Origin of the sequence: Spirochaeta lutea, assembly GCF_000758165.1 — a bacterium.
Taxonomy (GTDB): domain Bacteria; phylum Spirochaetota; class Spirochaetia; order DSM-27196; family Salinispiraceae; genus Spirochaeta_D; species Spirochaeta_D lutea.
The window spans coordinates 1-13,915 of record NZ_JNUP01000003.1; the positions used below are offsets into that span (position 1 = coordinate 1).

Annotated in this window: 13 protein-coding genes, 1 tRNA gene and 1 other RNA gene; 5 read left to right on the top strand and 10 right to left on the bottom strand. The window is 47.5% G+C overall.

Annotation, left to right across the window (positions count from 1 at the left end; all coding sequences use genetic code 11):
* Positions 1 to 61: 61 nt before the first annotated feature.
* The 6 genes from queA to lepB form a co-directional block, all read right to left on the bottom strand.
* Entirely contained in the window at positions 62 to 1,105 is a 1,044-nt protein-coding gene (gene queA / locus DC28_RS00535; protein WP_037544570.1) for a tRNA preQ1(34) S-adenosylmethionine ribosyltransferase-isomerase QueA, read from the bottom strand.
* Positions 1,080 to 2,102, bottom strand: a complete 1,023-nt coding sequence (gene ruvB / locus DC28_RS00540) for a Holliday junction branch migration DNA helicase RuvB (protein WP_052078335.1) — start codon at positions 2,100 to 2,102, stop codon at positions 1,080 to 1,082. Before ruvB ends, queA begins: the two co-directional genes overlap by 26 nt.
* Before the next feature lie 85 nt (positions 2,103 to 2,187).
* Positions 2,188 to 2,850 carry a Holliday junction branch migration protein RuvA gene (ruvA, locus tag DC28_RS00545; RefSeq protein ID WP_052078273.1) on the bottom strand — a complete coding sequence of 221 codons (663 nt, stop codon included), beginning with the start codon at positions 2,848 to 2,850 and terminating at the stop codon, positions 2,188 to 2,190.
* Positions 2,822 to 3,328, bottom strand: coding sequence for a crossover junction endodeoxyribonuclease RuvC (gene ruvC / locus DC28_RS00550; RefSeq protein WP_037544571.1), 507 nt, complete (start codon positions 3,326 to 3,328; stop codon positions 2,822 to 2,824). Before ruvC ends, ruvA begins: the two co-directional genes overlap by 29 nt.
* 22 nt (positions 3,329 to 3,350) lie before the next feature.
* A complete protein-coding gene (locus tag DC28_RS00555) occupies positions 3,351 to 4,088 on the bottom strand; it encodes a YebC/PmpR family DNA-binding transcriptional regulator (protein WP_037544572.1) in 738 nt (245 codons plus the stop codon).
* Between the two features lie 210 nt (positions 4,089 to 4,298).
* Positions 4,299 to 5,081 carry a signal peptidase I gene (gene lepB, locus DC28_RS00560; RefSeq protein ID WP_037544573.1) on the bottom strand — a complete coding sequence of 261 codons (783 nt, stop codon included), beginning with the start codon at positions 5,079 to 5,081 and terminating at the stop codon, positions 4,299 to 4,301.
* Between the two features lie 106 nt (positions 5,082 to 5,187).
* Here lepB and smpB point away from each other — a divergent pair, with 106 nt between their 5' ends.
* From smpB to ssrA, 3 genes are all read left to right on the top strand, one after another.
* Entirely contained in the window at positions 5,188 to 5,652 is a 465-nt protein-coding gene (gene smpB, locus DC28_RS00565) for an SsrA-binding protein SmpB (protein ID WP_037544574.1), read from the top strand.
* A complete protein-coding gene (locus DC28_RS00570; RefSeq protein ID WP_052078274.1) occupies positions 5,639 to 6,442 on the top strand; it encodes an inositol monophosphatase family protein in 804 nt (267 codons plus the stop codon). Before smpB ends, DC28_RS00570 begins: the two co-directional genes overlap by 14 nt.
* A 31-nt stretch (positions 6,443 to 6,473) precedes the next feature.
* Positions 6,474 to 6,821: a transfer-messenger RNA gene (ssrA, locus tag DC28_RS15995) on the top strand.
* A gap of 492 nt (positions 6,822 to 7,313) precedes the next feature.
* On the opposite strand, the gene DC28_RS00575 is transcribed toward ssrA, so the two are convergent.
* The 4 genes from DC28_RS00575 to DC28_RS00590 are packed head-to-tail and all read right to left on the bottom strand — an operon-like array spanning position 7,314 to position 11,049.
* The gene (locus DC28_RS00575) at positions 7,314 to 8,630 is read right to left on the bottom strand and encodes a M18 family aminopeptidase (RefSeq protein WP_052078275.1); all 1,317 of its coding nucleotides are present in this window, start codon (positions 8,628 to 8,630) and stop codon (positions 7,314 to 7,316) included.
* Positions 8,631 to 8,645: 15 nt separating this feature from the next.
* Complete coding sequence (locus tag DC28_RS00580; RefSeq protein ID WP_037544575.1) at positions 8,646 to 9,809, bottom strand: THUMP domain-containing class I SAM-dependent RNA methyltransferase; 1,164 nt, start codon at positions 9,807 to 9,809, stop codon at positions 8,646 to 8,648.
* 12 nt (positions 9,810 to 9,821) lie between these two features.
* Positions 9,822 to 10,826, bottom strand: coding sequence for a calcium/sodium antiporter (locus DC28_RS00585; protein ID WP_037544576.1), 1,005 nt, complete (start codon positions 10,824 to 10,826; stop codon positions 9,822 to 9,824).
* A gap of 19 nt (positions 10,827 to 10,845) precedes the next feature.
* A complete protein-coding gene (locus DC28_RS00590; RefSeq protein ID WP_037544577.1) occupies positions 10,846 to 11,049 on the bottom strand; it encodes a hypothetical protein in 204 nt (67 codons plus the stop codon).
* Positions 11,050 to 11,198: 149 nt separating this feature from the next.
* Between DC28_RS00590 and DC28_RS00595 the strand changes: the two genes are divergently transcribed.
* Positions 11,199 to 11,271, top strand: a tRNA-Val gene (locus DC28_RS00595).
* Between the two features lie 604 nt (positions 11,272 to 11,875).
* Complete coding sequence (gene fusA, locus DC28_RS00600; protein ID WP_037545004.1) at positions 11,876 to 13,900, top strand: elongation factor G; 2,025 nt, start codon at positions 11,876 to 11,878, stop codon at positions 13,898 to 13,900.
* The last annotated feature ends 15 nt before the right edge of the window (positions 13,901 to 13,915 follow it).

Genomic DNA, 13,915 nt, shown 5'->3' on the forward strand with positions numbered 1-13,915 from the left:
GTGTGCTCTGGGGGTTTCTGAGGCACAAAAAAGTTACAGGCTTTTGCGCACTGTCTATAGCTTACAGAAGCAACATGGCATCACCGTAGGAGAAGAAACGGTATTCAAGCTGCACTGCGGTGGCATAAATCTGTTTTATTGCGTCTAAACCGGCAAAGGCACTTACCAACATGAGCAACGTAGATTCCGGTGTATGAAAATTAGTAAAAATTCCGTTAATCACCTGGAAGCTGTAGCCCGGATATATGAATATGCCTGTTTTACTCATGCCGCTCTTCAGTTGTTGGGTACGGGGATCCCACGCGGATTCCAGGGTGCGTATAGATGTTGTGCCGACGGCAATGATCGGTCGACCCTCTTCCTTTGCTTTGTTGACCAACTGGGCTGTTTTTTCCGGAATGGAATAGTGTTCGGTATGCATCCTATGCTGTTCTATGTCTTCGGTTCGGACTGGGAGGAAGGTTCCTAATCCGACATGGAGGGTCACATATGCGATAGTATGACCTTCAGCCGTTAGAGCTTCCAGGATTTCCGGGGTGAAATGCAGGCCGGCCGTTGGAGCGGCAACGGATCCGGTGTGGTCTGCTCTTGCATAGACGGTTTGGTAGCGTGTTTCATCCAGGGGCTCATCAGTTCGGTCGATATAGGGGGGGAGCGGAATATGGCCGTTCTTGTCTAGGTAGGTATCCGATATCGGTTGTGAAAACTGCAGTAGTTTCAGATTTGCATCATTTCCGATTATTGTTCCCTGGACGCCCTGTGGAAACCTGTAAACAGTACCTTCACGTTGCTTTTTTGATTTATTGGCCATAGCCTTCCAGGTGGTAGGGTCATTGGTTTCTTCCACGAGCAAAAACTCAACCCTGCTTCCGGTTTTTTGATTGGTTCCGAATATTCTGGCCTTTCGCACCCGGGAATCGTTAAAAATAAGCAATGAACCGCTTGGTAGATGTTGGGAAATTTCCTCAACACGAGTATGGGTCATCCGAGGAGCGGAACCCGGTGTGATGTTCGCTACAAGTAATCTACTAGTACCCCGTTTGTCTGACGGGTATTGGGCAATGAGATGTTCTGGTAGATTAAAAGAGAAGTTGTTGGTCTTCATGCGTTGAATCCGGTCCTTTTCTTTGTTCAATGGATTTTGCTTCAGGGACTGGAAGGCCCAGGTGGGTATAGGCTCGCTGGGTTACCATTCTTCCACGGGGAGTGCGTTGGATGAAGCCTTGTTGAATGAGATATGGCTCATAAAAATCCTCTAATGTATCAGTAGACTCCCCAACAGAAATAGCCAAGGTGTCTGCTCCGACTGGCCCGCCTTGATAGAATTCGATGATAGATCGGAGTATCCGGCGGTCCTGTTCCTCTAATCCTAGGAGATCTATTCCAAGTCTGGAAAGACTGTCTTTCAGGATTGATTCGGTGATAATGCCATCACCCAAAATCTGAGCAAAGTCTCGCATACGGCGGAGCAATCTATTCGCTACCCGGGGTGTGCCGCGACTACAGTGGCTGAGAAGCTTTGCTGCCTGCTCTTCAATTGATATTTGTAGAATGGATGCTGATCTCCGTAACACGAGGGCAATTTCTTCAGGTGGATATAGATCTATACGCAGATTTATGCCAAACCGGGTGTGCAGCGGGCTTGAGACCATCCCGGGCTTTGTTGTTGCGCCTATGAGGGTGAAGGCCGGCACAGGCACCCGAATAGTTCTGGCTGCAGGCCCCTGTCCGATTACCCAATCTAGCTGAAAATCTTCCATCGCCACATAGAGCATCTCCTCCAGAGCAGGTTTGAGCCGATGGATCTCATCAATAAAAAAGATGGAGCCCGGTGTCAGACTCGTCAGGAGTCCGGCGAGATCTTTTGGTTTCTCCAGGGCGGGAGCTGAGGTTATGCGGATTTCACCGCTCATTTCGTGGGCGATGATCTGGGCCAATGTTGTTTTACCCAGTCCCGGGGGGCCGTTTAAAAAAATATGGTCCAGGGGTTCCTGACGCTCCCTAGCAGCGGAAATAAAAATTCCAAGGTTCTCTTTAAGATCTGCTTGCCCCTGAAAATCTCGTAGCAGGAGAGGTCGTAGAGCTAAGGTCCCATCATCCATTGTCTGGTCGAGGTTGTTGATACTGGGGTCTAAGTAGCTTTCGTAGGATTCCACAGATATAGACTATCAGGTTAGAAGCGCTTTGTTAACTCAGTTCGATGATTGCACGACGCATTAGTTCTCCCTCAAAGGCGTTCCGCTCACCGGATGGTAACTTTTCTAAGCTTGCGAGGTTCGTAAGTTCTGGATGGAGTTCCCCTAGAATGGTTGTTCCAATCTCCGGGAGCGCTGTTATCACCACCCTTCGTTCAAATCCCATTTCTATCAATGCTGTTGCTATGGCGTCTATGGTTTGTGGCAACTTGCTGCGTGGACTTTTCTCACCGGCGGGATGTTCAAGGTAGAGTTTGCCGGCCAAGGCGAGTAGGATTTTTTGGGCAGTTTTCTTTCCTAATCCCGGAAGACTTTCAAGGTGTTTGATGTCCTCACGTTCAATAACGGAAATAAAATCCTCTGGGGATATTCCGGAGAGGATTTTAAGGGCCTGTTTGGGACCGATGCCAGAAACCGATAAGAGCGCAAGAAACACCTCCTTTTCCTGAAGGGACGCAAACCCGTAGAGCTGGAGCAGATCTTCACGGACATGAAGGTAGGTATAGAGTGATGTTTCTGATTGCTTGGATTGTATCTGAGCCAGAACACCTAGGGTTGTCTGGGATACCTCAAGTTGGAAGGAGACCCCCCCCTGTTCCAGAACCACAACCCCCTCCAGCAGTTCTTCAATGGTACCGCGGATTCGATAAATCATGCCACTTACTCCTATGGTACAAGCAGATAGCAGCAGCCAGGGCATCTGCTGCATGGTCAGGCTTTGGCTTTTGGGTTAATCCAAGCAGAAATTTTACCATTTCCTGTACCTGCTCCTTGGTTGCCCTTCCCACCCCTACAATAGATTGTTTTATTTCCAGGGGGGTGAATTCCTGGGTTAGCAGCGCCCGTTGTTCGAGACAAAGCAGTACAACACCGCGAGCTTCTGCAACGGGTAATGCACTGGTGACGTTTTTGGCAAAAAATAACTGTTCTATCCCGACCCCGGTAGGTTGGTAGAGGTCAAGGAGACGAGAAATCTCTTTGTAAAGGATATTGAGGCGTTTCCCGGTAGCATCAGATGATGAGGTACGGATGACTCCGTGGTCACGATGTACGATTGCGGTACCCCGGACGGAAATGACGCCGTAACCAGTAGCAGCGAGACCCGGGTCGATTCCTATAAGTACCTCATCCATGGCAGGTGTAGTTCATGCGTGATTAGTAATCAAAATCATCTGGGATATCAAGGTTGGTAGACACATTTTGAATATCGTCATTATCCTCCAAGGTTTCAATCAGGCGTAGTACCTTCCTGGTACTATCCTCATCCAAACTGAGGGTAGTGTCGGCCACAAGCATTACCTCCGAGTTCTCAGGTGCAATTTCTGCATTCTCCAGTGCTTGAGTAACAGATTCAAAATCCTCGGGGGTGCACTCAATTTCGATATACTCGCCTTCATTTTTTACATCCTCTGCACCTGCTTCGAGGACAATCTCCAGAACCTGTTCTTCAGAATACTTATTTCCATCAAGGGTAATTATACCTTTTTTATTGAACATGTAGGCGACACAGCCTGTCTCACCAAGATTTCCTCCGGCCTTAGTAAGGGTGCTTCGTACATCGGCAGCGGTTCTATTCTTATTGTCTGTAAGGGCTTCGATCATGATCGCAACCCCGCCGGGAGCATATCCTTCATAGACCAACTCTACATAGTTCGCCCCATCGGTATCTCCAATACCCTTTTTTATGGCTCGCTCAATGTTATCCTTGGGCATATTGGCCGCTCGGGCTTTATTGACTATAGTTCGTAGTTTTGCGTTTGTCTCAGGGTCCCCACCACCCATTTTGGCTGCCACCATTATTTCTTTGATAATTTTTGTGAAGATTTTACCGCGTTTAGCATCGGCAGCGCCCTTTTTATGACGGATCGTTGCCCATTTACTATGACCTGACATTGGTTCTCCTTAGAACGAATTATACTATGAATTCGGGATTAAAAAATAGCACACCAAAAACTTGGCTGTCAATGAACGCCCAATCTCTCATATAGTGCGCAAAGGGTGTACCATTGCCCCCTGGCGACACTACCCAACATAGGTTGTTCCGTTATATTGGTGTCGTTTATAACGCTTTTGCGCGATAGGTATTACTTAGGGATGGGAGCGCTAGGGTAATAATCCAAAATCAGCCATTGGTTTGTACCGAAGAAATATCTTACCACGAATATTTTTCCGGTTTACACCACCCCAGTGACGGCTATCCATGGTGTTCCCGCGGTTGTCAGCAGCAACAAAATACTCACCTGGTCCAAGGATTTGTTCAGATTGAGTACCGCTTAACGGAAGGGTTGGCGGCAGATCATAGGCCATAGAGGCATCGTAGTATCGCGATTTATGTAGGTATTCTTCCTCGGTAATGAACCTGTTGCTCCCCGCCGGTTTGATAAAAAAACGATTTGCTTCCAATAGAACCGTATCACCCGGGCCGGCGATGATGCGTTTGATCTGCAGGGGTTCTTGGAGACCGGACAGAGGTGAATCACCCAGGGAGGAAAGAAACCCTAGGGGGCCGGTGAAAAAAGAGAGTACTCTTTCTCCAAATGATTGAGCCTGTTCATATGGGGCGAGAAGAGTTACGAGATCGCCTGGCTTAGGATTCCCGTACTGAATAATTGTGCCCAGGATCGGCAGGGTGAGTTGATATGCCAGTGGGCTTGAGAGGACATGATCTCCAACTTGAAGGCTCGGCCCCATACTATCGGTGGTAATCGATATGGGGCGTATTACAACAGTGGTGAACAGGCTGTGTAATAGTAGGGTTAGTAACAGAAAGGCAAGAAGTCGTTTCCCAAAAATAAGGACTGGACTTTCGGGGCGATAGCGACTGGCATGCCGTGAAAATCCCTGGGTTTTTCTTGCTGTATGGTGCGGGGAGTGTAGGATCGCCATGAAGACAGATACTACCATGTAGACCTTGGGCGTTCAATGAGATGCATCGGTGGTTTGTAGAAAGGTGCTGTGCATCACGTAATCCCTGGTATATACTACACCGGTTATGGCATTACAAGCAGGAAAAAAGTTAATCGGAAAAAATCGAAAAGCATTTCACAATTATCATGTTGAAGAAACATTAGAATGTGGGATTGCCCTTCAGGGTACAGAAGTTAAAAGCCTGCGGGCGAATCATTTCAATTTTTCGGATGCGTATGCTCGCATTATCGACAATGAACTGTGGCTACTAGGGCTTCACATTAATACCTACGATCAGGGGAACATATTTAATCATGATCCTGATCGGAAGCGGAAGCTTCTGGTGCACCGTTCGGAATTGGCTAAGCTCCGAAAAAAGGTCGAGGAGAAGGGTTTCACCTTAATACCCCTGGCATTTTTACTGTCCCATGGTCTGGTTAAAATTGAATTGGGGATCTGCCGAGGTAAAAAAAACTATGATAAACGACAGGATATTAAACAAAAAGATATACGACGTGAATCTGAAAGGGAGCTACGTGGTAGATTTTGATCTTCCTCCAATGAGAAAAGAGTCTCTATTACAATTTGCCCAGGATATTGCAAAACAGGCCGGGGATAGTACAAAGAGTTTTTTTAAAACTGATCTGCATATCTCACGTAAAAGCGATGAATCGCCAGTAACAGAGGCAGATATCCATGCAGAAAAACTGTTACGAGAGCTGATCAGCGAACACTATCCGGACCATGGAATCATCGGTGAGGAATTTGAAGAAAAAAATCCCACGGATGGATGCCTATTCCAGTGGGTTGTAGATCCTATTGATGGTACAAAATCATTCATTCACGGAATCCCCTTGTACACAACGTTGATAGCACTCCTCTATGATGGTAAGCCTAGTATTGGGGTAATCTATAACCCAATACTGAATGAATTAACCAGTGCTTGTGTGGGGGTTGGTGCCTTTTATAATCAGCGAAGAATAGCAGTATCAGAAGAGGCTTCGCTTTCCAAAGCATGGCTTCAGGTAACAGATCCAACCGATTTACTACGACGCTATCCCGACTCTGGAGCGGAGTTGATTAGTTCGGTGGGGTTCACTCGGACCTGGGCAGATGGTCATGGCTATGCTTTGCTTGCCAGGGGGGAGGCCGATATCATGATTGATCCTATTGTAAACCTTTGGGATGTGGCATGCCTCCACCCTATCATTACCGAGGCAGGTGGGCGCATTACGGATCTTAGTGGAAACCCTGGTCTGGGAACGAGTGCATTAGCTGCCAATCCCGCCCTTCATGGGAAGGTGCTTGAATTGTTCAATAAAAATGAGTACTATGTTTAGAGCGTTGGATCCTACGGATCCTAGTATATCCGGGGGTGTTCCGGATTCGACTGGGGCTGTGGTGGCCTACGTTGCAGGTGGAGCGCCATCTCCTGATTGGCAAACAGTATAACTGCCGATAATAACGCAGATTACGCACTAGCAGCCTAAATACTGCTACGGATCACCTGGATGCTGCTCTGAGTTCAGGATGGTCTGAAAGATCCCGGAGCTTACCATGGAATTTCGTCTGCATTTTCCATGGGAAATTCATGCAGACTAAGGGTTAAGAGGTGTGTTTCTTCCCCTCCTTAGCTCTGACAGACAAAAAGAGACTAAACCTGTAGTAGCGTAGTCTATGCACCTTAGGACGCGGGTTCAACTCCCGCCACCTCCAAAAACAGTCGCCGGCGCGACTGTTTTTTTTGATCTATTTCTATTCACAGCATTCCAAGGACATGACAAAGCAGTTTTCACCAGTAGGCTTATGTAGGGGGAAAATTATAGGGGATATCTCAGCCTCACTGCATCGGGTAGTGCCTCGAATACGCTGCTACAACTGGCGAATAGGGTACACAGCGTTTGCGTACTATACGTGGCAGGTCTTACGGAACTGATTATTGTTTGGTGTGAGTGTGGTGTTATTTGGATATCCCATAGAGCATCAGAAGGTACAGTAGCCAAACCATGGATTTTTCCATGGCCCGTATCCTCCGAACCTGTTTAAAAAGAAAATCCCAAGGTAGTTCTGACCAGGGAAGATCAAGAATCCACATGGATCTGTGGTTATGCGGTATTTTCACGGTTACCCTCCAGGGGATATACCATGGAAAATTATCAGTTCACTTCAAAAATTCGTGTTTTATCTGTCTGATGTGGATTAATTTCTGAGTCATACATGGTTTCGGTTATACATTTCTGTAAGTATCTGAATTAAATGGTGATGGTCGGTAGCTGATCCTATTTCCCGGGTGCTGTGCATGGCATGGATGGGAATTCCGATATCAATGGTCGGAATGTCCGTACGGGAAACGGAAAGCGGGCCAATGGTTGTCCCTGATGGTACATCAGAGCGGTTTACCATAATTTGAAAGGGTACGCCTAAATCTTCACATATCTGGCGTATCGGTTCCATGGTAACCGGCGTGGTGGCGTATCGTTGGAGCGCGCTGATTTTTACAACAGGACCCTTCCCTAACTCAACGGGATACGCCGGGTCAAATTTCTCCGGGTAGTTAGGATGATTTGCATGTGCGGCGTCCACAGAAATCTGGAAGGACTTAGCTAGGCTGATGGTTATTCCCTCTTCATCTGCACCGGATAGAAGACAGATTCGGCGTAGGTTTCCGTGGATGAATTGTCCGTTAGCGCCTGAAAGACTCATGGACCCTATCTCTTCATGGTTATAAAAAACCGCAACTTGTGTAGTATCCCCTGCTTGGGTAGCGCAGAATGAGCGTAACACAGCATGGCAACCAGCTAGATTATCAATCCTTCCGGAAGAGATTGTGTGGTCATTGTACAGGACTGGTATCTGTGAGGGGACGAGATACCAATCTCCTCCAATGATCTGGGTAACCTCGATGCCAAGAGCCTCTGCGATGAGATACTCTAGGGGCTTACTCAGATGCTCCTCTGAAATTGAAGAAAATAACAGCGCCTGAAGATGGGTCTGGGGGTTATACTCAAACCCCTTATTGATTTCCCGATTCAAGTGTATCGCAAGATTTGGGATTTGAGCGACGGGATGCTGAAGGGAAAAGCTCTCCAACCGGGGAGATTTTTCACCTGAAGTTTTAATCAGAGCACTACCGGCCAGGGTAAGCTCACGATCTACCCATGAAGAAAGTATCGGTCCCCCGTATACCTCGACATTCAACACCTGGCCCCCACCCATGGTTCGGATGGATTGGGGTTTTACCTTTAATAACGGACTATCGGTGTGCGCAGCTGCAATACGAAATCCTGTTTCATCCGGTGATCTCATACCCATACGGAATGACATAATTGCACCTTGCTCTCTCGAGATGTAGTACAAACCGCCGGGGCTTAGGTCCCACCGTTCAGTCTCTTCAAGTCGTTTTGCGCCGAGATTGCTCAGTCGTTTCTCAATCTCTGCATGGGCATTATGCATGGTCGGGCAGGCAGTAATAAAATGCTGGAGCTGTTTTTGTGCTGCAGACAGTTCTTCGGCAGGTATGGATTGCATTGATTCCTCCAACAATTAATACAGGGTGTAGATTAGAAAGCGGCCGTCCAAAGGTCCGTTTTTTATGGTGATTTTGCGATCAGTGCGCAGACCGATGTGTTTTGCTTGATTACCATTGGCGGTAAATACCCCTGCAACCGCGCCACTCCATTGCTGCTTCAATGTATCCCCAATATCCGTATAAAGGCCTGGATCGTCCTGGAGATTAAGACGTTTATCATACGGCGGATTCATCAGGATGAACTCCTGGTGGTTCTCTCCCGAGGATGATAGACCTGATCGAATACCGGCAGTCCGTTCATGAAGTTGGTTAAAGGGAGAATGTACGAAATGAATATCCATCTCTACCCCGGCGCGTCGGGCGTTCTGGCGTGCATACTTGATCATTTTTGGATCTCGGTCTGCGGCAATGATACAAAACTCTCCGTGCAAGGGTTCTGGGGAAAACTCAGCTGAGTCCTGCCAACCGAAGGCCTTTTTATCCGGCCAGTGAGAGATTGCAAAACCTTGGGGACGTGATCGCTGCGGGTACAGTCCCTTGGATATCAGGGCTGCTTCGATGGCAATAGTACCGCTCCCGCACATCGGGTCAATAAATACTCCCCTGCCCTGCCAACCGAGGATATTGCAGAGCCCCGCGGCTATGACTTCGTTCAGGGGGGCCTCACCAGCCTGGGATCGGTAACCCCGGAAGGAAAGAGGTTTGCCCGCAGCGTCTCTGTAGACGGTGACATTCGAATCCCCTAGGAAAAGAGTGAGGGTAACATCAGGATTTTTAGTATCCACTGAGGGCCGTTTGCCCTGCTTTAGGGAAAGCCGGTCAACGATACTATCCTTGATCCGAAGGGTTAGGAATCTGTCGGATGCTAGGCTGGAGCGCCCGATAGTAAGGATCTTGAAGGTTTGCCAGGGCCGTAAAAACCGCTCCCATGAAAAGCGAAAAAGATGTTTTTCAAGATCTCCTTGAGACTGAAAATTACCCTGAAAAATAGGATCAAGAACCCTTAGAACCGTCCTGGTGAACAGCAGTAGTCGAGTGAGATTTTCCTTTTTACCCCGGCATCGAATAAACCCCGAGGAGGTTGCCTCTATAGTAATACCAAGCCCACCGCATTCCTGGGCTGCAACATCTTCTAAGCCCGGGATGGTTGTAATTGCGAACTCTATTTCTCGACTCATACCTACCCGCCCTTACACCGAGGCATTCTGAAGGAGAAAAATGACATACCCAATATAGAGAGCCAAAAATACACCTCCAGTCCAACGCTGAATTTTTCCCAACACAATAAAAACCAGATAGAGAAGTGTTGAAATAGCCACCATTATTAGAAAATCTAGACTAAATTGACTGAACATTACCGGCAGGGGTTGTATGACTGCGGTTACACCTATTACCGCAAGGGTATTGAAGATATTGCTGCCAATGATATTACCGACGGAGATATCAGCTTCTTTTCTGGCCATGGCTACGATGCTGGTAACCAGTTCCGGGAGACTTGTCCCAAACGCCACAATAGTAATCCCTACAAAGCGTTCACTCACGTTGAAGACATGGATAGCAAGCCAGCTTGCGCCATTAACTAGTATTTCCGCCCCGAACGCAAGGGCTGCGATTCCTCCCAGGGTTTTCCCTAACAGCGGTATCCATGGTTCATCAGCAGAGACATTATCGAGCTCATGCAGATCAATAACCTCAAGGTCTGCGCCGTTTTGGTCTGCAGTTTTGTTTTTTCGGTACAGGGTAAGTATGTATACCACCAATACGCCGAGGAGGATGAACCCTTCTACACGGTTAATAATGGAGGCTTGTTCTTCGGTGAAACCCCAAAGGAGTATACTTAAAATCAATAACCCGTAGCTCAGGAACATAATTGGCGTGTCCCGGCGGACGATGGCTTTCGAGACCGGTATAGGCATAAAAATGGCAGACAGTCCGAGAACGAGCGCAATATTGATTATGTTTGATCCGATTACGTTGCCCAGGGATATGGAAGCCAAGCCCTTGAGTGCTGAGAGTGAGCTCACGAAAAGCTCCGGTGCACTGGTCCCAAAGGCTACGACAGTGAGTCCGATTACAATAGCCGATATTTTTAGCTTTTTTGCAATTCCCCCGGCACCCGCAACCAGAAAGTGGCCACCTCCATACAGAAAAACCAGGCCCAACAGGACCGCGCCGGTATTGATTAGGATATCCAAGATGGTAACTCCAAGTAGTTTAGTTCCGGTTAAGTAGGGTTTCGATTTGGCTGCGATTCAGCATCCGCTCTTCTATGACCTCAACCCGTTTGATTTCAACCGGGTCTTCGATTCCTTCTGTCCGACAATAGTTTATTGCCTCGTATACCGAAGGGAAGTTCTCAAGACTAATAAGTTCGCCAAGTTTTTTGTAGGTTAATACATATCGTATTTGTTGTGCCATAGAGGTTAAGTATAGTTGGTTTTCTATGATTGGTGAATGGGTGATCTGAATTCACCGACCGGTTTTTTTCTCTTGAAAAATCCTTGCAATAATAACCGGAAACCTCTTGACCATAAATTGAATAGCGTGATAAGTTCTGCATCGTTCACGGGCGATTAGCTCAGTTGGTAGAGCGCCTGCCTTACAAGCAGGATGTCGGCGGTTCAAGTCCGTCATCGCCCATTTTTTCTCTTCTGCTTTATTATAATACCCTTTTCCTATTACTTTTAATCAATTACTATACAAGAAATTTATGTTGACTACGGTTAGTGGTACGAACAATCCTGTACGTTCATTGGCTCCTACGCACCCACTCCCCCACATTATAACGGACACCGTTACAGTTATCGGGAGGTTCATCCTGGGGGTGCGTAACAGTATATTCCAGATCTTTAGTTCAATCCTTTACAAAGCCGTACATAGTGCGCAAAAGGTTGTAACTCTGCCCCTATACGGCACCATTCCTGGGGCCGAATCCGGTGCAGCACAGCTGTATCTGGCGTAGTTTACAAGCTTCTGCACACTGTACAAGCCGTGCATAAGATAGCCACTGTTCTCCTAAACCGCCGGCATCCCCATACCCCCTGGATGATCGCTGCGAAGCGTTCCACGCCGATAGTGCTTCCCGCTATGGGCGGATGAGGCTGCGGAAGGCCATGAGCATCCGAGATAATCGTTTGAAGCGGTGCAGCAGTCCGTTCTCATGATAGTAGATGAGCCGGCCACTCCTACGGGGGTATTCAGCTGGGCTATAAAAAATTTTTCTTTTTTGCTATACTTGCGCTCTATGGAAACTCAGAAAACACGCAATATTGGCATCATGGCGCATATAGACGCCGGAAAAACAACCACAACCGAAAGAATTCTCTTCTATACAGGGCGCAGCCACCGACTTGGCGAGGTTGATGATGGTAATGCCACCATGGACTGGATGGAACAAGAGCAGAACCGCGGTATAACCATTACCTCAGCTGCGACTACCTGCTATTGGAAGGATTGTAAAATCAATATCATTGATACTCCCGGCCATGTGGATTTTACTGCCGAGGTTGAACGTTCATTGCGGGTTTTGGATGGTACGGTTGCAATTTTCTGTGCTGTCGGCGGTGTTGAGCCCCAGAGTGAAACGGTTTGGCACCAGGCTGATACCTACAATGTACCTCGAATAGCATATATTAATAAAATGGATCGGATTGGGGCTGATTTCTTCGCGGTAATTGAAGAAATGAAGGAAAAATTCCAATGCGAGCCAGCCGTCTTAACCCTCCCAATCGGAGCAGAAAATAACTTTGAAGGTATTATCGACCTTCGCACCATGGAGGAGCGGCATTGGAATCCAGATAGTAAGGGCTCGGATATTGAAACCAGGCCGATACGTGATTCTCACCTTGAAGAGGCTGCGCGGTGGAGAGAGGTGCTTCTTGATCAGCTGACACGGTTTTCGGATTCTCTTACCGAGAAGGTATTAGACGGTCAGGAGGTTAGTGCAGCGGAGATTAATTCGATACTCCGGGAGCAGACGATTCAACGGGCACTGATACCTGTTACCTGTGGAGCCTCTTTGCGGAATATCGGTGTACAGCTTGTAATGGATAATATCGTTGATTTTCTGCCAGCGCCTGATGAATTGCCTCCCATTGAAGGGTTGCATATAAAAAAGCAAACCAATGTATTATTCAACCGGTCAACGGATGAGAGCCCTGTGGCTCTCATTTTCAAAATCCACCATGACCGAGAAGCCGGCCCCATGTGTTTCGTGAGAGTCTATTCCGGAAGTATAAAAGCCGGGACAGCAGTATACAATGCTAGCAAAAAAAAGCGGGAACGAATAAATAGGCTTCTCCGTATGCATTCTAATCGATCCGAATCAATCGATGTTCTGAATGCCGGGGATATTGGGGTTATTATTGGATTTAAGATTGCGCAAACCGGAGATACCATTGCCTCCGAGGGGCTGCCGGTGATTCTGGAGTCTATGCATTTTCCTGAACCTGTTATTTCAAGTGCCATTGAACCGAAAACCTTATCCGATCGGGATAAACTAAAGGAAGTACTATCACTGATTGCCCAGGAAGATCCCACATTTTTCTGGAAGGAGGATGAAGAGACCGGGGAATTGATTATTTCCGGTATGGGAGAACTCCATCTCGATGTTGTAACTACAAGAATAAAGGATGACTATAAACTAGCCGCAAAAATGGGCAAACAGCAGGTTAGTTACCGGGAAAGCATTAGCAGCCCTGTGGATCATAGCTTTAGTTACGAGAAAATGATTGGCGGGAAGGTTCAAACAGCCCGGATCCAGTTCACTATTGCTCCGAGTGAGAAAGCCGCCGGAAACAGATTTATTTCCAAAATCCGGCCGGGACAGGTCCCGGAGGAATTCATCCGGGGTATTGAGCAGAGTGTTACATCCGCTTTTTCATCGGGAATTCGCTTTGGCTATCCGTGTATCGATATCACCTTCACATTGACCGGTATCGATTTCACGCCGGAAACCGATTCAATCTTTGCTTATGAAGCGGCTGCAAGTATGGGGTTTGATGAGGCAGCGGAATTAGCCGGTCCAGTGTTACTTGAACCTGTAATGAAAATCGATATCATGACGCCGAAAGAATACCTTGGCGAGGTAATCTCCGGAATTACTATGCGCGGCGGATTGGTACAGCAGATTGAAAGCAGAACAGCTATTGAGCACATCAAGGCTCAGGCTCCTTTGGAGAAAATGTTCGGGTATTCCACCAGCCTACGAAGCATGACCCAGGGGAGAGGTACCTTCGCTATGGAGTTTAGTCATTTCTCCCCAAAATAGATTTGACAGTTCAAA